Annotated in this window: 19 protein-coding genes and 2 pseudogenes; 16 read left to right on the forward strand and 5 right to left on the reverse strand. The window is 61.8% G+C overall.

Annotated elements, in window-relative coordinates:
• Window positions 1–142: 142 nt before the first annotated feature.
• The 7 genes from BDB13_RS18815 (at window position 143) to BDB13_RS18845 (ending at window position 6,132) form a co-directional block, all read left to right on the forward strand.
• Window positions 143–373 carry a hypothetical protein gene (locus tag BDB13_RS18815; protein WP_094272971.1) on the forward strand — a complete coding sequence of 77 codons (231 nt, stop codon included), beginning with the start codon at window positions 143–145 and terminating at the stop codon, window positions 371–373.
• A gap of 89 nt (window positions 374–462) precedes the next feature.
• Entirely contained in the window at window positions 463–801 is a 339-nt protein-coding gene (locus BDB13_RS33830; RefSeq protein WP_254922873.1) for a hypothetical protein, read from the forward strand.
• 70 nt (window positions 802–871) lie between these two features.
• Complete coding sequence (locus BDB13_RS18825; RefSeq protein WP_094272972.1) at window positions 872–3,034, forward strand: catalase; 2,163 nt, start codon at window positions 872–874, stop codon at window positions 3,032–3,034.
• Window positions 3,035–3,109: 75 nt separating this feature from the next.
• A complete protein-coding gene (locus BDB13_RS18830; RefSeq protein WP_094272973.1) occupies window positions 3,110–3,835 on the forward strand; it encodes a glycosyltransferase in 726 nt (241 codons plus the stop codon).
• Complete coding sequence (locus BDB13_RS18835; protein WP_254922874.1) at window positions 3,832–4,767, forward strand: acyl-CoA dehydrogenase family protein; 936 nt, start codon at window positions 3,832–3,834, stop codon at window positions 4,765–4,767. Before BDB13_RS18830 ends, BDB13_RS18835 begins: the two co-directional genes overlap by 4 nt.
• Window positions 4,757–5,515 (forward strand): PIG-L deacetylase family protein, encoded by a 759-nt coding sequence (locus tag BDB13_RS18840; RefSeq protein WP_094272974.1) that lies wholly within the window; start codon window positions 4,757–4,759, stop codon window positions 5,513–5,515. The genes BDB13_RS18835 and BDB13_RS18840 overlap by 11 nt, the downstream gene beginning before the upstream one ends.
• Entirely contained in the window at window positions 5,512–6,132 is a 621-nt protein-coding gene (locus tag BDB13_RS18845; protein WP_094272975.1) for a class I SAM-dependent DNA methyltransferase, read from the forward strand. Before BDB13_RS18840 ends, BDB13_RS18845 begins: the two co-directional genes overlap by 4 nt.
• An 88-nt stretch (window positions 6,133–6,220) precedes the next feature.
• On the opposite strand, the gene BDB13_RS18850 is transcribed toward BDB13_RS18845, so the two are convergent.
• The 3 genes and pseudogenes from BDB13_RS18850 to BDB13_RS18865 form a co-directional block, all read right to left on the reverse strand.
• Window positions 6,221–7,597: an NAD-dependent succinate-semialdehyde dehydrogenase gene (locus tag BDB13_RS18850; RefSeq protein WP_094272976.1), complete on the reverse strand. Its 1,377-nt coding sequence runs from the start codon at window positions 7,595–7,597 to the stop codon at window positions 6,221–6,223.
• 581 nt (window positions 7,598–8,178) lie between these two features.
• A complete protein-coding gene (locus tag BDB13_RS18860; RefSeq protein ID WP_094272978.1) occupies window positions 8,179–8,472 on the reverse strand; it encodes a hypothetical protein in 294 nt (97 codons plus the stop codon).
• A gap of 243 nt (window positions 8,473–8,715) precedes the next feature.
• Window positions 8,716–9,273, reverse strand: a pseudogene (locus tag BDB13_RS18865) (iron-containing redox enzyme family protein); the annotation flags it as partial.
• A gap of 21 nt (window positions 9,274–9,294) precedes the next feature.
• On the opposite strand from BDB13_RS18865, the gene BDB13_RS33025 reads away from it, so the two are divergent.
• The 3 genes from BDB13_RS33025 (at window position 9,295) to BDB13_RS18880 (ending at window position 12,102) form a co-directional block, all read left to right on the forward strand.
• The gene (locus tag BDB13_RS33025) at window positions 9,295–9,435 is read left to right on the forward strand and encodes a CDGSH iron-sulfur domain-containing protein (protein WP_254922875.1); all 141 of its coding nucleotides are present in this window, start codon (window positions 9,295–9,297) and stop codon (window positions 9,433–9,435) included.
• Window positions 9,436–9,609: 174 nt separating this feature from the next.
• The gene (locus BDB13_RS18875) at window positions 9,610–11,085 is read left to right on the forward strand and encodes an FAD-dependent oxidoreductase (protein ID WP_094272980.1); all 1,476 of its coding nucleotides are present in this window, start codon (window positions 9,610–9,612) and stop codon (window positions 11,083–11,085) included.
• A gap of 222 nt (window positions 11,086–11,307) precedes the next feature.
• Window positions 11,308–12,102, forward strand: a complete 795-nt coding sequence (locus BDB13_RS18880) for a hypothetical protein (protein WP_094272982.1) — start codon at window positions 11,308–11,310, stop codon at window positions 12,100–12,102.
• 27 nt (window positions 12,103–12,129) lie between these two features.
• On the opposite strand, the gene BDB13_RS18885 is transcribed toward BDB13_RS18880, so the two are convergent.
• Together BDB13_RS18885 and BDB13_RS32190 are read right to left on the reverse strand one after the other, a co-directional pair.
• Complete coding sequence (locus tag BDB13_RS18885) at window positions 12,130–12,450, reverse strand: amphi-Trp domain-containing protein (RefSeq protein ID WP_094275026.1); 321 nt, start codon at window positions 12,448–12,450, stop codon at window positions 12,130–12,132.
• Between the two features lie 123 nt (window positions 12,451–12,573).
• Window positions 12,574–12,735 carry a hypothetical protein gene (locus BDB13_RS32190; protein WP_176459617.1) on the reverse strand — a complete coding sequence of 54 codons (162 nt, stop codon included), beginning with the start codon at window positions 12,733–12,735 and terminating at the stop codon, window positions 12,574–12,576.
• Window positions 12,736–13,251: 516 nt separating this feature from the next.
• Here BDB13_RS32190 and BDB13_RS18890 point away from each other — a divergent pair.
• The 6 genes and pseudogenes from BDB13_RS18890 to BDB13_RS18915 form a co-directional block, all read left to right on the forward strand.
• A pseudogene (locus BDB13_RS18890) lies at window positions 13,252–13,578 on the forward strand (transglycosylase family protein); the annotation flags it as partial.
• A gap of 139 nt (window positions 13,579–13,717) precedes the next feature.
• Window positions 13,718–14,221: a hypothetical protein gene (locus tag BDB13_RS18895; protein ID WP_094272985.1), complete on the forward strand. Its 504-nt coding sequence runs from the start codon at window positions 13,718–13,720 to the stop codon at window positions 14,219–14,221.
• An 86-nt stretch (window positions 14,222–14,307) separates the two neighbouring features.
• Window positions 14,308–14,730 (forward strand): hypothetical protein, encoded by a 423-nt coding sequence (locus BDB13_RS18900; RefSeq protein WP_094272987.1) that lies wholly within the window; start codon window positions 14,308–14,310, stop codon window positions 14,728–14,730.
• Window positions 14,731–14,837: 107 nt separating this feature from the next.
• Window positions 14,838–15,395, forward strand: coding sequence for a hypothetical protein (locus tag BDB13_RS18905; RefSeq protein WP_094272989.1), 558 nt, complete (start codon window positions 14,838–14,840; stop codon window positions 15,393–15,395).
• Between the two features lie 47 nt (window positions 15,396–15,442).
• Window positions 15,443–16,819, forward strand: a complete 1,377-nt coding sequence (locus BDB13_RS18910) for a flavin-containing monooxygenase (protein WP_094275027.1) — start codon at window positions 15,443–15,445, stop codon at window positions 16,817–16,819.
• An 87-nt stretch (window positions 16,820–16,906) separates the two neighbouring features.
• Entirely contained in the window at window positions 16,907–18,742 is a 1,836-nt protein-coding gene (locus BDB13_RS18915) for an acyl-CoA dehydrogenase (RefSeq protein WP_094272991.1), read from the forward strand.
• The last annotated feature ends 4 nt before the right edge of the window (window positions 18,743–18,746 follow it).

Below are 18,746 nucleotides of genomic sequence, written 5' to 3' on the forward strand. Positions count from 1 at the left end.
GATTCGTCTGACTTGCTCCTCGGACCGCTGCACACAAGTAATCGCAGGAGACATGACCGGTCAGCGAGCAATACAAGGTTATTCGATTGCCACTGACAGTCCTGCACCGCCTCGTTGTACATGCGTTCGACACTGACGCACCATGCGAATCACCTACCAAGAGATGCTCGAGTCGGTAGACCGAAAAGACGGAACGATTCTCGGTGACCGCACCCTGGTCCTCCGGGCACAGACCGAGCTCGTACCGCACGCCAAGGAACTGCCGTCGTCGCCGACATGCGTCCCGGCACCCCCGAAACCTGATTCGGAATCCCACCCACCAACCGAATCTCCCGGCAACGTGCGGCCGAGGAAATACCACATGGTGTATTGACGCCAGAGACTGCCGGATCGATCGTCGAGCGATCCGGGGACAAAAAACCAAGTAGGGCCGCGTCACCCAACAGAGAGGATCAGATCACCATGGCCGATTTCATCGACCAGGCAAAGCACAAGGCCGAAGAACTCATCGGCGCAGCACGAGGGGAAATTGGATACATACCCGACAACGACGGCGTCATCACGGAACTGGTCTCGGACAACGGCATTGTCGTCGGTACCCGAGTCCAGGTGATCGCGGCCGCCGAATCTCAAACCGACGATGCCAGAACTCAGATCGGGTCCGTCATCGAAGACTTCGCCGACGCGGTCATCGTCCCCTCGGGGACAGGCCGGGAATGGGCACCGGCGAAGCGGTGGGCGATCGCACTCGACGACGGCCGATTGGTCTTCGCCGCCGAGGGCGGACTCAAACTCGCTTGAAACCTCCCATTTCGCGGCCAGCGACACATTTTTCTGACGAGTTATTCGACAAGAGAATTGAGGAGGAATCATGTCCAAGAAAGTGGTTGAGAAGAACCCCGCCAAGAAGAACCCTCCGATCACCGGCTCCCCCGGACCCGCGACACCGCCGCTGGAAGAACCGGTCGAGCCCAGCGGTCCATTGCCACCGAAGGCCGATCAATCCTCCCCACAGCTTCGCACCGCAACAGCCACGACTGTCGACGGACCTGAGTCCGCACGCGGACAGCAGGGTGAATATCTGACCACCGCGCAAGGCGCGCGCCTCCGCGATACCGATCACTCCCTCAAAGCCGGACCACGCGGGCCGACACTGCTCCAGGACCATCAATTAAGGGAAAAGATCACCCACTTCGATCACGAACGGATCCCCGAGCGTGTAGTCCATGCCCGGGGTGCCGGAGCACACGGCGTATTCCGCGCGTTCGGTGCCGCTGAGAAGGTCACCAAGGCCGGCTTCCTGCGCCGAGCGGTCGAAACCCCGGTGTTCGTTCGCTTCTCCACAGTGCTCGGCTCCCGCGGCTCAGCGGATGCAGTGCGAGATACTCGCGGTTTCGCTACCAAGTTCTATACGGACGAAGGAACTTTCGACCTGGTCGGCAACAACATCCCGGTCTTTTTCATCCAGGACGGCATCAAATTTCCTGACATCGTTCATGCTGCGAAACCGCATCCGGACCGCGAGATTCCGCAAGCACAGAGCGCGCACGACACGTTCTGGGATTTCGTCTCCTTACACACCGAAGCCACCGCACACACTCTCTGGAATATGTCCGACCGCGGCATTCCGCGGTCGTATCGGATGATGGAGGGATTCGGCGTTCACACCTTCCGGTTGCTCAACGACGACGGTGAAACCTCACTGGTGAAGTTCCACTGGAAGCCGCGACTGGGTGTGCACTCAGTTGTCTGGGAGGAAGCGCAGCTGATCAACGGGTTCGATCCCGATTTCCATCGCCGCGATCTAGCCGACGCAATCGAAGCGGGCGCCTACCCGGAATGGGAACTCGGCATCCAGGTCTTCCCCGACACTCCGGAGCAGATGTTCGAAGGCATCGACCTTCTCGATCCCACCAAATTCGTTCCCGAGGAACTGGCCCCGGTTCAGCCGATCGGGGTGATGACTCTCAATGCGAACCCAACCAACTTCTTCGCCGAAACCGAACAGATCGCGTTCCACCCCGGCCATCTGGTTCCTGGCATCGACGTCACTGACGATCCCCTACTGCAGGCTCGACTATTTTCCTACTTGGACACCCAGATCAGCAGATTGGGTGGCCCCAACTTCGGTCAGCTCCCGATCAACCGTCCGCATGCACCGATCAACGACATGTTCCGCGACGGAATGCACCAGAGCGCAGTTCATTCCGGTGTCGCCCCGTACAAACCGAACTCGTTGGACGGGGGCTGCCCGTTCTCGGCCGGCGCAGAGTCCGGGGCATTCATCGACGTACCGCTAGGGCTGGAGGCCGCGACGAAACTCCGGGCATCTCCGGCCTCATTCGACGACCATTTCTCACAGGCGCGACTCTTTTACAGCAGTCTCAGTGATATCGAGAAAACCCATGTGGCGCAGGCGTACACCTTCGAGCTGGGAAAGTGCTACGAGCAACCGATCAAAGAACGCACCCTCCTCGTGATCGCAAACATCGATGCCGAACTGTGCGCGACTGTCGCAGCCGGTCTGGGCCTGCCGGCCCCGAAACCGTCCGTCCCATTCGACGACGCGCCGACACCGAGCCCCGCTCTGTCTCAGGTGGGCGCCGAATGGCCCGTTGCCGGCAGGGTGGTCGGAATCGTGGCCGATGAGAACTCGGACCTAGCCGGGGTCAGAGTAGCCGTGTCCGCTCTCGCCGCCGATGGAATGGTGCCGCTGGTGATCGGCCCGCACGGCGGCACAGTGGACTCGGACTCAGCCACTGTCGCAGTCTCGCGCACCTTCGACACTGCCCGATCGATCGAATTCGATGCGCTTCTTCTTGCCGGGGCGCCGACGGATCCGCGACTGGACATTCTTCTCGCCGAAATGTTCCGCCACGGCAAGGTCATCGGCGCATGGAACGACGGGACAGTACTTCTCGAATCCGCTGGGCTCACTGCGTCGGACGGCATCATCATCGGCGAGGACGGTCCGTCGGTACTCGAACAGGTAGTCGCATTGCTCAAATCCCATCGTGTCTGGAGTCGACTCTGAGACATTGCCGGAGAGCGGTCGGTGTTCAAGTGTTCCGCCACTGCGGACCTGTAGATCGAACAAGGAGAATGGTCGATGCTGTTGAAATCTCCCCACAATGTGCGGGGTGTCGTCACGGTCATACCCGCCCATAACGAGCAGCAACTGCTGCCGGCCTGTTTACGGAGCCTCCGGCGCGCGGCCGACTCCGCACCGATTCCGGTGACGACTATCGTCGTGCTCGACTCATGTTCGGATGGTTCCGCATTTGCTGTCGGAGACTTCGCGGACGTCCTCGTCGTGGAGTACGGCAACGTAGGAGCCGCCAGAGCCGCGGGGTTCAGCGCCAGCGGGAGCATCGGCCGCGAGGATGTCTGGTTTACGACTACGGACGCAGACTCGACAGTTCCCGAGTCGTGGTACGTCGACCAACTTGACTACTGGCCACACCACGATGTGGTCGTGGGCAAGGTCCGGGTCGATTGGTCCACACATTCGGAGAGGACCCGTCGGCGATACGACAACGCGTATCGCCTTCGCGGGAACAACAATCACGGCCACATCCACGGGGCCAACCTGGGAATGCGGGCCGACCTCTACCACCGTGTCGGCGGATTCCGCCCATTGGCCGTCGCGGAAGATGTCGACCTGGTGGAACGGATGCGCGATGCGGGGGCACGGATCGCGTGGGATGAACGGAATGTGGTGACCACGTCCGATCGGAGAACGCCTCGAGCACGCGGCGGATTCGGCGATCATCTCCGCGGTCTCGAACACGACTCCCAGACGCACCGTCCAGTCGCAGTCGCGGAGCACCCGTGAAATCCATAGCGGTGCATCCGTCGGTCACTCCCGATGAGGCGGCCCAGTGGCCACTCCCTGGATCGGGCTGCTCCCGCGAGCGGTGGCACAAACTCGCCGACGCGGCGCGAGTCGACCTCGTCGGCGCCCGCATGCTCGAAGCGCACGCTGACGCGGTCGCCATCCTCCGAGAGCTGTCGGGCCCGCGCCCACGATTCGGCGAACTCTGGGGTGTGTGGGCAGCCGACCCTCCACATGCGGTGGTTGTTGCGCGAAAAACATCGGAGGGCGTTGTTCTCGATGGACGGAAGCTGTGGTGTTCAGGCGCGAGCATCTGCACTCACGCACTCGTCACTGCACGCTCCGGTGACGAGTCGGCACTTTTCGCAGTCGACCTCTCCACTGCCGGGATCAAACCGGTACCGGACAGCTGGCCTGCCGTCGGCATGGCCCGAAGCGATTCTGGTGCAGTAGATTTCACCGCAGTACCGGCTGAACCCGTTGGTTCTGCAAGCGACTATCTCACCCGCCCCGGCTTCTGGCATGGCGCAATCGGCGTAGCGGCGTGCTGGTACGGCGGGGCTCAGGCAGTCGCCGACACGCTACGCGCAACCACGAGCGACGACCCCCATCGACTCGCACACCTGGGCGGCGTCGATGCCGCCCTGTACGCCGCCGGCAGCGTCCTCGATGCCGCCGCCCTCGACCTGGACCGACGCCCACTCGACCGTAACGCCGGGGAGATCCGGGCACGACGGGTCCGGGCTGTCGTCGAGTCCTCCGTGAGCGAGGTACTCGACCGTGTCGGCCGAGCGCTCGGTGCCGCACCCCTATGTAACGATGCCCGGCATGCCCAACTCGTCGCAGACCTGACGGTCTACGTGCGTCAGAGTCACGCCGAACGAGACCTCGCTGATTTAGCCCGGGCCTTGCGAACGGAAGTTGCAGACTGATGACGAGTACGCAACGCTTCGAAAGTTCACCGGTCGCGGACGGGGGCACCCCGAGAGTCGTTGGGCGGGGAGCACACTGTTCGATCCCTTGGACGACCAGCGGTGCCCGGCGCTGGTCGTAGTCGCCCCTCACCCGGATGACGAAGTCCTGGGCGTCGGCGGGTGGGCGTCCGAATTGTCGGCGCGAGGCGTGCCGGTGACGATCCTGTCCGTCACAGATGGAGATGCCTCCCACCCCGATTCTCCGACGGTGACCCCACACGAGCTGGCAACCCGCAGACGCGACGAATCCAACCGAGCCGCACAATGTCTCGGGCTAGCTTCGCCGTTCCGCCTGGGCTTGCCGGACGGGGCAGTTGCCGACCATGAGGACACCCTCGCTGCACGGATCCGTTCCTACTTACAGGCGGGTTACTGGTGCGCAGCCCCGTTGCGCACCGACGGCCATCCCGACCATGAGGCCGCCGGCCGCGCCGCGGCACGCGCTGCGCACGACGCCGGAGCGGTTCTTGTCGAGTATCCGATCTGGCTGTGGCACTGGTCCTTTCCCGGTGACCCGTCAGTTCCTTGGCCACGAGCCCGGAGCTTCGCACTCACCAAGGACAGGCTCGATGCGAAGCGGGCAGCAGCCGGAATGTTCGCGAGCCAGATCAGCGATCTCTCGGAGCACCCGGCGGACCGGGCCATCCTCCCCCCACACGTACTCGCCCGGCTGATACGCAACCACGAAACGGTGTTCGTCCCATGAGCAGAATGCCTGACGACTATTTCACCCAGATGTATGCGCAGAACCCGGATCCATGGGGGTTCGACGAACGGTGGTACGAGCACCGCAAACGCAATCTCACTGCCGCGATACTGCCGCGCGCGCGATTCCGTCACGCGTTCGAGCCAGGCTGCTCCATCGGCAACCTCACCACCGTGCTCGCGCCCCGATGCGACCGCCTGCTGGCTACCGACATCGTCGATTCTGCCCTCGTGTCAGCTCGGTCGCGGTTGGAGCGAACTCCCCATCCCGACGTGACATTCATCCACTGGGCGCTCGGCGATCCGTGGCCGGACGCCACATTCGACCTGATCGTTCTCAGCGAAGTGTGTTACTACCTCGAACCGCACGCTCTTCCGCGCGTCCTGGACGACGTTGCGGAGCACCTCACGATCGATGGAGTGCTGTTGGCAGCGCACTGGCGGCACCCGGTCTCGGATTACCCGACGACGGGCGACGAAGTGCACAACATCCTTTCCCAGCATCAGGCTCTCACACGCACAGCCCGATACGAGGACCCGGATCTGCTTCTGGAAACCTTCGCGCCCGTCGGCACGAAGCCCAAATCCGTAGCCACGATCGAGGGGCTCGTCGCCTGACCAGCGGCGAGATTCACCCACTCGGATGGATGCTCGCACGAATGTCCCCCGACTCCATCGGAACAAGAGTCGGGGGACGTATCGGTCGTTACTCCTTGGAGACGCGGATCAGCTTCTTGTTGACAAATTCGTCCATTCCCCAGGGGCCCAGCTCGCGCCCCACGCCGGATCGTTTGACTCCACCGAACGGGAGACCGGGCAACGTCGTGCCGTGTTCGTTGACAAACGCCATTCCGACGTCGAGATCGGCAGCAACCGAGCGCGCTGCGTCGAGGTCAGTGCTCCAGACCGACCCACTCAATCCGTAGACGGACGAATTGGCAAGCTCTACAGCCTCTTCCGCGGACTTCACCTTGTAGACGACGCCAGCAGGTCCGAAGAGTTCTTCGCTGTACGCGCGCATCTCCGGAGTGACGTCCGCCAGCAGTGTGGGTTGAACGTATGCGCCCGGACCTTCGATCTTCTTCCCTCCTGTCAGCAATGTCGCACCCTTGTACACCGCGTCCTCGATCTGCTCGATCAACGTGTCAACTGCACTGTTCGAAGACAGTGGCCCCAGAACTGTACTTTCTTCCGAAGGGTCACCAGCGGAGACGGATTCGAATGAGGCAGTCAGTTTGCGTGTGAAGTCTTCATAGAAATCTTCGGTGACGATGAATCGTTTTGCCGCGTTGCATGCTTGACCAGCGTTGGACAAGCGTGCCTTGGTTGCCGATGCGACTGTGACATCCATGTCGTCGGAATCGAGAACGATGAACACGTCGGAGCCACCGAGTTCGAGGACTACCTTCTTGAGGTTGCGTCCCGCGGTTTCCGCGACGCTGGTGCCGGCGCGCTCACTGCCGGTCAAGGACACACCCTGCACTCGAGGGTCGGCGACCATGTCAGCGATCTGTTCGTTGCTCGCGAAGACGTTGACGTACGCGTCCTCAGGTAAACCCGCTTGCCGCAGGATCTCTTCCATCAACAGTGCGGATTGCGGACAGTTGGACGCGTGCTTGAGGATGATCGTGTTACCGAGCATAAGATTCGGCGCTGCGAACCGGGCGACCTGGTAATAGGGGTAGTTCCACGGCATCACACCCACCAGCACGCCGATGGGGCGCCGGTACACCACCGATTCTTCGGCTCCGGGAACGTCAAGGTGTTCTTCGTCGAGCAACGCCGGCCCGTGATCGGCATACCACTGGTAGATGGCCGCGGACAGTTGCACTTCACCCTTTGCTTCGCGAACCGGTTTGCCCATCTCCAGCGATATCATGCGCGCTAACTCGTCGGCGCGTTCGATGTACAACTCGGCTGTCCTACCCAGTACTTGTGCGCGCGTTTGCGGTGCAGACTTTTTCCAGCTCAGATAGCCGCGATGCACCTTCGCGAGCGCGGCTTCCACTCCGCTGTCATCCAAAGTGTCGAACTCCCTGACGGTTTCACCTGTCGCGGGATTGACTGTTTTGTAGTTAGTCATAGTTCAACAACGTGCCGGAGGGGCTAGAAGATTCCCGAATGAACGGACTAAAAGTGAATCAGCTCAATAGGTTTCGGGTGAATTCAGGTTGGGTATGCCAGGCGGAATGCAGGTGGAGAGCGGTCTAGCTGGCCCGACGGCCACTTTCGCCCTACCCAAAGGTCAGATCAGGAACGAAAAGGATGCCACCCCGTACGCCAAAGTCAGCCCAGCGAGAATCCATCCTAGGTAGGGTCTGATGCACAGGCGCTGCATGCGGTGCCATCGCGGCGAAGCTCGCAAGAATGCACCGACAGTGCCCAGTGCCAGCGCCGCGCTTGGCAAGAAGACCAACAGACGGCGGTCCTTCCGCGAGCAGATCAACGTGTCGACGTCTACACACTCACCCCGCCGAGCACCCAGCCATACAATCGCCATGATTACCGCAGTCACTGTCACCACTACAGAGATCCCGTAACTTATTGTCCGCCTGTTGATCTGCTCGTTTCCGTTGGCAATTCCAGGCTTTCCAGTCATCGATGGGCCCCTTCAATGTCCTTCAGATCGAGTCCATCAAATCGACTCTGTCAGTCGGGTGTGAATCAGTGACCTTCCTGTTCCAGAAGGTCTCGCCCTTCGAGACGCTTGATGCGCCGACGCTCCGCCAAGACAGCAAACACGCCGAATGCGAAGGACACCGCGCACACAATCCCTGCAACAAGTGCCCATCCGCGAAATCCGTAACCGGCTGCTACCAAAGCTAATCCGAGCGCCGCAAGACCAAGCCCGATCAGAATGCATCCGGGGTAACTACGTTCGTCGGCGATCGCTTCACCGACATGCGATCGATTTGTATGTGCGCCATCAATGGGGAGGTCTCCATTTACATCGGACACTGCACTCTCCGTTCGCTGAAGTAAACCGGATCGCGCGCCCTGCCGCCGTCGACAGGTCAAACCAATAGACGGCACGCGGTCGCTCTCGGTTTGGACGCACATCGGCATCCGGAAACAACTTATCTGCATCAGAGGATACAGATAATATCTCCACCCGAATACCGCCTATTCAGATTTTGATCCCTACGGGCGTTCTGTTGATCGCGCAATCGGTACTGAGCGGGGCCCGATCACATGTCGAGGTCAACACGTAGCGCGGGAACTGCGCAATGAAGATTCTCCCCGCGCCCAGCTTTCCGTAATATGTTCGGCCAGTAGATCGTCGAACACCAGACACGCTGCCGCGCCGAACAGAATATTCCTACCCATTGCGGGATCCTGCTCGGCGAGCCCCCCAGCAAGGTTACGAACCGCGATCTGCTCGTGAACCGAGTCGGCTTCGACATGCTCGTCGTAGAACAAGGTGGCGCGAGCGTCGAATCCGAGCCTTCGCAGGCCGGCGCTGTAATTCTTGCTCGGCAGTGAGGAGGTGGTCTCCACCGCACACAGATGACCGACCAAAGCCCCGAGATGGCGTCGGTGCAGTCCGAAGAACGAAAGCACATTCAGTCCTGCCAGAGTCACCGCCGGAACAACATCGAGGTAATGCGCATATCGATCCGAGAGGCCGAGTTCGCGCATCGTCGTCGCAAAGAGCGTCGAGTGCATCCGTTCGAGGCGCCCTCCTCCGTACTCGTCTGCCTGCACCTCCACCAGAGCGGCCTTCGGCGCCCCGGCGAGTCAAGGCATACCCAAGGTGTGCGGACGGTCCGCTGCTCATTCGTGGGCCGGACCCGGATCGATGCCGACGGCAACCCGATCAACCGCGAACGAGCCACTGTAGCGCTCTGCCGATGCGGCGGCACATCGATCCCGCTCTTCTGCGACGGGACGCACAAGAAGCGGAAATCTCGACGTTCCTGAGGAACTAGCCCTTCCGCGCGAAATCCAAGGTCCGGCGAACTGGCCGAGAATGTCAGGGACGCAACCGATTCAGTCGCCTCCCACTGACTGGGTCATTGAATTCTCGATCCCCCGAAACGCCCCTACTGTGACTGGCACCACTCTGATACCAAAGTCGACAAACAGGAGAACCGGATGAGCGCACGCGTACCCGTCACAGCCATCGACATTGCCGAGATCGATTCCTTCGACCACGAAACCGATGTCCTCGTCCTGGGTTACGGCTGCGCCGGCGCTTCTGCCGCACTCGAAGCTGTGGAGTCGGGGGCCGACGTGATCCTCCTCGAACGGCAGAGCGGCGGAGGCGGATCATCGGCGCTCTCCGGCGGCGAAATGTACCTCGGCGGCGGCACCCCCATCCAAGAGGCGTGCGGATTCGACGACACCGCCGAAGACATGGAGAAATTCCTCCTCGCCGCACTCGGACCCGACGCGGACCAGGAAAAAGTGGGTCTCTACAGCCGTGAGAGCGTCGCCCACTACCAGTGGCTGGTCGACCATGGCGTGCCGTTCAAACCGTCGCTGTGGGACTCCCCCACCTGGGTTCCGCCCACCGACGACGGCCTGATGTGGATGGGTGAGAACGCCTATCCCTTTTACGAGATCGCCAAGCCCGCGCCGCGCGGACACCGCGTGACCTCTGACGGGTTCGGCGGCAAGATCCTGATGGCGGTGCTCAGCGAGGCCGTCGAGAAGAGCGCCATCTCGGTCCACTCCGACACGACAGCCCTTCGACTGATCACCGACAACGGCCGGGTAGTCGGCGTCCTCGCCCGACACTTCAACGAGACGATCACCTACCGATCCCGTCGCGGCGTCGTCATCACCACCGGCGGTTTCGCCGACAACAAGGAAATGCTGGCGCAGCACGCACCGCAGTTGGTGGGCTTGAGTGTCAACAGCGACGGGGGCGACGACGGCCGCGGCATCGTGATGGCGCAAGCTGCCGGCGCGGCAGTCAAGCACATGTCGGCCGGCCAGGTCGGGATCTCGCTGGTGCCCGGAATGATGGTGCGCGGCATGATCGTCAACAACGTGGGCCAACGGTTCATCAACGAAGACGTATACCCGGGCATAGTCGGGCAGGCGGCGCTCTTCAAGCACAACTTGAAGGTATGGGTGATTCTCGACGAGCAGGCGTACGAGGAGGTACCAGTCGACGAACGATGGGGCGTGCAACCACATTTTGTCGCCGAATCCCTCGAAGAACTCGAACGAGAGATCGGTATGCCGGAGGGTGCACTGCAAAACACCGTCGGCGAGTACAACCGCTTCGCGGCCGACGGCGAGGACCCGTACTTCCACAAGTCCGAGCGCTGGTTGCGGCCACTGCGGTCGCCGTTTGCCGCGATCGACGTCCAACGCGGCATGTCCCCACCGGAGCTCGGCGACAGCGGCACCGGCGGTGGTGGAGCCGCTGTATTCACCATCGGCGGCTTGCACACCACCGTCGACGGCTGCGTCCTTGACCTCGACGGCGACCCGATCACCGGCCTGTTCGCAGCGGGGCGCGCGACGTCGGGCCTGCACTCGTGGGGCTATGTCAGCGGGACCTCACTCGGCGACGGTACATTTTTCGGCCGCCGAGCGGGCATCGCCGCGAGCCGGTAGCCGCGGATCCCGGGCAAGGGGAATGTCCCGTCGCACGTGCTCGTTGTACAGGCGGTCGGAGTCCGATCCATTGCCCCGGGTACCACCCCAGAAATGCCGCTTCGAGCGGCCACTTGCCGAGAGGCGCAAGGCGGATACCGGCACTGACACAGCCGCTGGACTCCCTACGGAGTCCAGCGGCTTCGTCATGTGCGGATGGCGTCGGCAATGCCACAATGACGTGTGGACTTCGACAGCGCGGCCGACGATCTCTACGGGCTCGAACCCTCGGAGTTCGTCGCTGCCCGAAACGCCTGGGTGATGCGAGCCAAGGAGGCTGGCGACAAACCGCTCGTGAAGGAACTGGGCAGTCTGCGAAAACCCACAACGACGGGTTGGGCCCTCAACTTGCTCGCTCGGGCTGAGCCGGAGAATCTCGATCGGCTCCTCGATCTCGGGGCAGCGCTGCGCTCGGCGCAGCAAGCCCTACGCGGTGACGAACTGCGGTCGCTGACAACCCGCCGCGCCGCACTCCTGTCTGAGCTCACCGACAGCGCAGTAGCCGCGGCCAAGGACCGGGGCCATCTACTGCCGGAGACAGTGCTGCGCGAGATCGGCCAGACGCTGTCCGCTGCGCTCGCCGACCCCGATATCGGCGACGACCTGCGACGCGGGCGGATGCTCGGCGGCGTGTCCTACAGCGGCTTCGGACCGGCAGCCCTCGCATCGGTGCCCGAGCCGCCAACTCCGACCGAAGACACCATCCGCGGAGCCGACGAACAGGCGCGCGGTGAGGCACATTCTCGCGTCACGGATGCAGAAACCACTGTGCGCCAGACGAATTCCGAGCTGAACGGGGCGATCGAACGAGCAGAAAAGGCGACGCGCAGAGTCGAAGAACTCCGGGACGAACTCTCGCGAGCCGAGACAGAGAGCCGGTTCGCCGACGCTGCTCGCCGCTCCGCCGAGCAAGCTGCCGAGGGTGCAACGGCGGAGTTGGCGCAGGCCCGACACCTCGCCGCCGAGTTCGACGCTTAACTTGTCGCTGACGACGCCCGGGGCAGATCAGGTTGCGGCGGTCTTCCGCGTCCGACTACGACGCACGGCCTTGGCTGGAGGCGCCGATTTCTCGGGTGCCTCGGACTTCGAGTCGCTGGACGGATCGTCGCGCCAGCTGATCTCGATCTCGATCTCGCACTTGTCTCCGTCAACCTCAATCTCGAGCTCCCACTGGACCCGATCGGCGACAACGATTTCAATCGAGTCTCCACCGGAGCCCAATTCCACCTCGGAACCGCTCGCAAGTGCATGTCCCAGCGCAATAAGCCTCTCAGAGGCCTCTTTCCGGGAAAGTTCGGACTTCCGCTTGATCTCCAACTTTGGCACGACGGACTCCTGACCTCGAAGCAATGTCCATTCACCGTAGCGGCCGCAGCACCGATAACCGACCCGAACCGGGGAAAGTGACGAAATTGGGTCCGTGAGAATGGAGTTGAGCGCGTGGGCCATTCATCCCGACCGTGCGCCACTCGGGTCCGGGAAGTACAGGCATGACGCAACAAAGGCAACGACTGCGATCGCGCCAACCGCACCGTACGTAGACGGTCCCCAGCCGTCGAGGCCCACCCATACGAGTACGGCGCTTCCGGCGAAGATCGCAACTACGCCCACGGCACTCTCGTCACTAGAAGTTACGGATGAAGACGGGGCCGTCTTGCAGGTTCAAGATTCCAATCCTTCTGGCCCGCAAGGAAAACCAAGGCGGTCGGTCGACAAGAACCGGCCCACAACACAGCCGAAACTCCCCCACCGGAACCACCCGCAGCGATCGTTCGAATGTCACAAATCGCTCGAAATCAGTGCATATCAGGCCAAGAAAGACCGTCATTAAAGTGATCTACATCACATTTCAAGCCAATTCTGTAACGATTCTCGCACCCACATAACGGCAATTGACCTGCAAAAACATCAACCGATGCACATCCGTTGCACAAAACCGCGCAAACACGCTGACCCGTGACCAATCCGTAATCGTTCTCTATCGTTGTTCTCAGCCCGAGCAACCGGGCAGCACCGAATCGCCGGCGCCAAATCCCACCCCGCGATATCGGACAACATCATTCCTAGTGGTGGGAATTGAGACGGTCACCGTCTTCCAATGGCGGGACCCGAAAGGATTCACCCCGAATGACCAAGAACACCGTTACCCGCACCATCGCAACCGTCGCCGCAGCCGGAGCACTCGCAGCAGGAGCCCTCGGACTCAGCGCCGGCACCGCATCCGCCGCCACCCACGACTGGTCCGGCGTCGCAGAATGCGAATCATCGGGCAACTGGGCTGCAAACACCGGCAACGGCTTCTACGGCGGACTCCAGTTCACCCAGAGCACCTGGAACGCCTTCGGCGGATCCGGCAGCGCCCACAACGCCAGCCAGGCCGAACAGGAACGCGTCGCCGAAAACGTCCTCGCAGGCCAGGGCGTCGGAGCATGGCCCGTCTGCGGACAGTACCTCCGCTGATCCCAGCCCTCACCTATTTATGTCACTGCCCGGTGACCGTCGACTCCGACGGTCACCGGGCAGTTTCGTCTCGCATTCACCCGAACGAGATAGCGTGGCGCTGCCAGACCTATCGCAGCGAGAGGTGCATCTAATGCTCGTCGAACGATTCCAATCGGTGGTGAAAACTGATTACCACCAGTTCCACATCGACCCAGTCCAGTCCGACAGCATTCCCGACGGAATCTATCCCGAATTCACCCTCGCCGTGTTCGGAGGACAATCGATCCGGGTTGGAGTCGGAATCAGGGTAGGACCAGTGAATCTTGTACTGGAGATGCATGATTCGGCACCACCGTATGACGGTACCGACTGGGAAGACGTCGTCGAAGGCGACTTGTTTTACGACAACCCCGGTGGAGTCATTGTCTGGCATTTCTATTCCGGTGGCTTTGAACAGGCCATACCCGAAAATGTAGGCGAAACGCTGACTCCAGCAGGCGAACACCGCTATCGGGTTCGGATCCATGCTCGAGGTCGAGACATCGAGTACGACGGTCCACTCTTCGGGGACCCCGTGGAGGACTACCTGATTCAGATGTGGCCGACGCCGGAACCGGAGCGGGCGCGAGAGATCAAAAATCTCTCCGGCCGGTAGGAGTGCCTAACCCACTTGCACCGACTGCGCTCGCCGTGGAGGATGGGCGCCACGCCCACTTACCCAGACAATCGGAGGTTGCCGTGATGAATCTTGTTCGCCGAGTTGCCGTTTGCACATCCGTCGTGGTCGGTGCCGCTCTAACGTCGGTGACTGTCGCCTCGGCTGCACAAACCGTTCCGTTCCAGATCAACCCGGCGCCGTTCGGTAACCCCAACGGTAGCTTCGACGTACCGCCGATCCGCTGTACGGCCGTGGTCGGCGAGCAGCCTGGCGCGGTGACGATCACCGGCGGCAAAGAAGACCGATGGGGCTGCCTCCTCTCGTCCGAGGTGCTGTGGCTGAACCTCTCGACCGGGGCATTCGGCTCCGCCCGACTCTCGGACGGACTGAACGGAATTCCCGCCGCGGCGATCCTGCAGACCGGCGCCGGACAGGTTGCAGTCACCGTCATACCGGCTGTTGGCGGAACGACCATCCCCGGCGTCGCAACTTTCTATGTTCCATAGGTGACCGTCGAATTCTGAGACGACTGCAGTCGTTCGATACTCGGCGACGCAGACGCGATTGATGCTATTGCAGCCCTACACATTCCTTTTGGTGCGAGGGTTCGCAGATGACAGTCGATAAACGTCCGGCGTCCTGGTGGACGGTGCTCACATGGTTCACAGTGGTACTCGTCGCCCTCGCCTGTGGCGTTATCGTGTGGTCGTTCATGCCGCCGGTCGTGTTCTTTCCCGTGTTCGCGCTCGCATCAGCGGTGCTCGCAACCTTGGGGGCAGTGTGGTTGGTGCTGGGCCTCATTGGGTGGATCAAGTATCGAGCGTTGCGTTTGAGCGCCGTCGCCCCAGCGCTTGTTCTGATCACACTCACGCTCGTGATGGTGTCGGTCCCCTCGCGTGTTGCGTTCGCGGTATCCAAGGACTCCCTCGCCGCAGTGGCCGTAGATTGCCAGAAATCTTTGGACGCCCAGAGGATTGGCGTGTACCGGGTGGTTCAGATTTGGCCGGATAGCAATGGCTGTCGCTTCCAGATCGAGGGTGGACTGCTCAATTCGATCGGATTGGCGTACTTGCCCGACGGGGCGCCGTATCTCGGCGAGCCGCGAAGTGACGGCGACATCGTTTACGAAGAATTCGACGGCGACTGGTACGTGTTCGTCAGAGGATTCTAGGGCCAAGGTGCAGACGACGCCACAGCGCCTGTGCCAGAATGGATACCGTGGCCTACCTGGTAAAACCCGGACATCGCGCACGGCCGGTCAGTGCGCCTGTGCCGGTAGACCCATCGCTCCCCCGCGTGTGTGTCATCGGCGCGGGATCATCAGGCATCGCCGCAGCCAAGGCGCTGTATACCGCGGGCATTCCGTTCGACTGCTTCGAAAAAGGCAGCATGATCGGCGGCAACTGGGTCTACAACAACCCCAATGGCCAGTCCGCCTGCTACGAATCGTTGGAGATCAACACCTCCTGCCCGCGCATGGCGTATTCGGATTTTGCGATGCCCGCCGACTACCCGCCCTACGCGCGGCACGAGCAGGTCCACGCCTATTTCGAGTCCTATGTCGACCATTTCGGGTTCCGGCACACCATCACTTTCAACACCACCGTTGATGAGGTCCGGCGCGAGTCCGACGGCACCTGGTCGGTGCGCACCAACGGCCCCACCGGCAAACGCGTCGAGACCTACGACGCCGTCCTCGTTGCTAACGGTCATCACTGGGATGCGCGCTGGCCCGAGCCCGCCTACCCGGGCACATTCACCGGCACTCAGATCCATGCCCACGATTACCGCAGCCGAGAGCAACTCGCCGACCGTGACGTGGTCGTTGTCGGTATGGGGAATTCGGCGCTCGACATCGCAGTCGAGGCATCGAAAGTTGCTCGCAGCACCACTCTTTCGGTACGGCGCAGCCAATGGGTACTGCGCAAGATACTCTTCGGCAGAGCAGCCGATCAGGTCGCGCTTCCCGGATGGATGCCGTGGTGGGTGACTAGTGCGAGGTTGAGGCTCGGCGCCGTCGCCTCCGGCAGTCTCACCCGTTACGGTTTGCCCCGGCCAACGCATAAGCCGGGCCAGTCGCACCCGGTGCAATCCGAGCAACTGCGCGCACGACTCGATGCAGGCGCGATAGTTCCACGCCCGGGCGTCGACCGATTCGACGGCAACACAGTAGTTTTCACCGACGGACACAGCACGCGAGCCGACCTCATCGTGTGGGCCACCGGCTACCGGGTCAGTTTTCCGTTCCTCGATCCCAATCTGATCCGTGCTCGCGACAACGACCTTCCGCTCTGGAAGCGGACAGTGCACCCGGATCTTCCGGGCCTGTACTTCATCGGACTCCTGCAACCCGTCGGCGCAGTAATGCCGCTCGCCGAAGCGCAATGCGCCTGGATCACGGACATCCTCACCGGCCGATACCTTCCGCCGGCTGACGCACAGATTCGTAAGCAGATGGCAACCGAACACGACCGAAACAAGCGACAGTTCTACACCTCGCCCCGACACACGATGGAAGTCGACTTCGACCACTACCTCTGGGATCTCTCGCGGGAGCGCAAGCAGGGCGCCCGCCGCGCCCGCGCAACACACTGATCCACCGTCTGTTAACGACCTACGGTTGCGTACGGATTCTCTTCTGGGGCAGGCTTCTAACATCCGTCTATTGCGGTAGGAGAAGCTGTGAGCCACTACAAGAGCAATGTGCGCGACATAGAATTCAACCTTTTCGAGGTCCTAGACCTGGGCCGGCTACTCGACGCGGGGGCCTACGGGGATCTCGACACCGATACCGTTCGGAACATTCTTGCGGAAGTTGCAAGGCTCGCCGAAGGGCCAGTTGCGGCGTCGTACGTCGACGCCGATCGCAATCCTGTGGAATTCGACGCCGAAAACCATCGCGTCATCGTGCCCGGTCCACTGCGAAAAACTGTGGCAGCTGTCAATGAAGCCGGATGGTCCCGGTTGGGACTTCCGGAAGGCGTCGGTGGCGTTCCGGCCCCCGCGCCCCTGGTCTGGGCGATCGGCGAGATGATGGTGGCCGCCAACGCGTCGGCCAGCTTCTTCAACATGGGTCCACTGATGGCCAGCGTGCTGTACAACGTGGGTACCGAACAGCAAAAGCACTGGGCCAAAACCGGATTGGATCGCGGTTGGGCGGGCACGATGGTGTTGACCGAACCCGATGCCGGCTCCGACGTCGGCGCCGCCCGGACCAAGGCGAGGCAACAGGACGACGGAACTTGGCACATCGAAGGCGTCAAGCGATTCATCTCCGGCGGCGATGTCGGTGATACCGCCGAAAACATATTCCACCTGGTACTGGCGCGTCCGGAGGGCGCGGGTCCGGGAACGAAGGGCTTGAGCCTTTTCTATGTGCCGAAGTTCCATTTCGATCCCGAGACACTCGATCTCGGCGAACGCAACGGTGTGTACGTCACCGGCGTCGAACACAAGATGGGGATCAAATCCTCACCGACGTGCGAATTAACCTTCGGTGCCACGGAGGTGCCCGCAGTCGGTTGGCTGGTCGGCGACGTACATAGCGGTATCGCCCAGATGTTCCAGGTAATCGAGAACGCCCGGATGATGGTCGGAACCAAGGCTGCCGGAACTCTGTCGACCGGATATCTGAATGCGCTGGAGTACGCCAAGATACGTATCCAAGGCTCGGACCTCACCGAGATGGCAGACAAGACGGCGCCGCGGGTGCCGATCATCAATCACCCGGACGTGCGCCGAAGCCTCGCGATGCAGAAGGCGTATGCCGAAGGTCTGCGCGCGGTGTACCTCTACACAGCGGCTCATCAGAATGCCGACGTAGCTCAGCATGTGTCCGGAGCAGACGCGGAACTGGCGCATCGCGTGAACGATCTACTGCTTCCGATCGTCAAGGGCGTCGGCTCGGAGCGAGCGTACGAGTGGCTCACCGAGAGCTTGCAGACGTTCGGCGGGTCCGGATATTTGCAGGACTACCCGATCGAGCAATACATCCGCGACGCCAAAATCGACACGTTGTACGAGGGCACGACTGCGATCCAGGCGCAGGATTTCTTCTTCCGCAAGATCGCGCGTGACCGTGGCGTCGCGCTTGCTCACGTTGCCGGGCAGATCAAGATGTTCATCGACAGCGAAGCCGGCAACGGCCGCCTCAAGGCGGAACGCGCGCTACTGCGCACAGCGCTCGAGGACGTCCAAGGCATGGCCGGGATCCTCACCGGGTACCTCATGTCCTCGCAAGAGCATGCCGGGGAGCTGTACAAAGTGGGACTGGGCTCGGTGCGGTTCCTCCTTGCTGTGGGTGATCTGCTCATCGGCTGGCGACTGTTGGTGCAGGCCGAAGTAGCGATGAAGGCACTCGATAGCGGTAGTTCTACCGCAGACGGGCCCTTCTACGAGGGCAAACTCTTGGTGGCGTCGTTCTTCGCGAAGAACGTCCTTCCAACACTGACGTCGACGAGGGAGATCCTGGCCGCTATCGACAACGACGTCATGGACGCGGACGTGTCAGTTTTCTGATCCA

Source organism: Rhodococcus sp. OK302, assembly GCF_002245895.1.
GTDB lineage: Bacteria > Actinomycetota > Actinomycetes > Mycobacteriales > Mycobacteriaceae > Rhodococcus_F.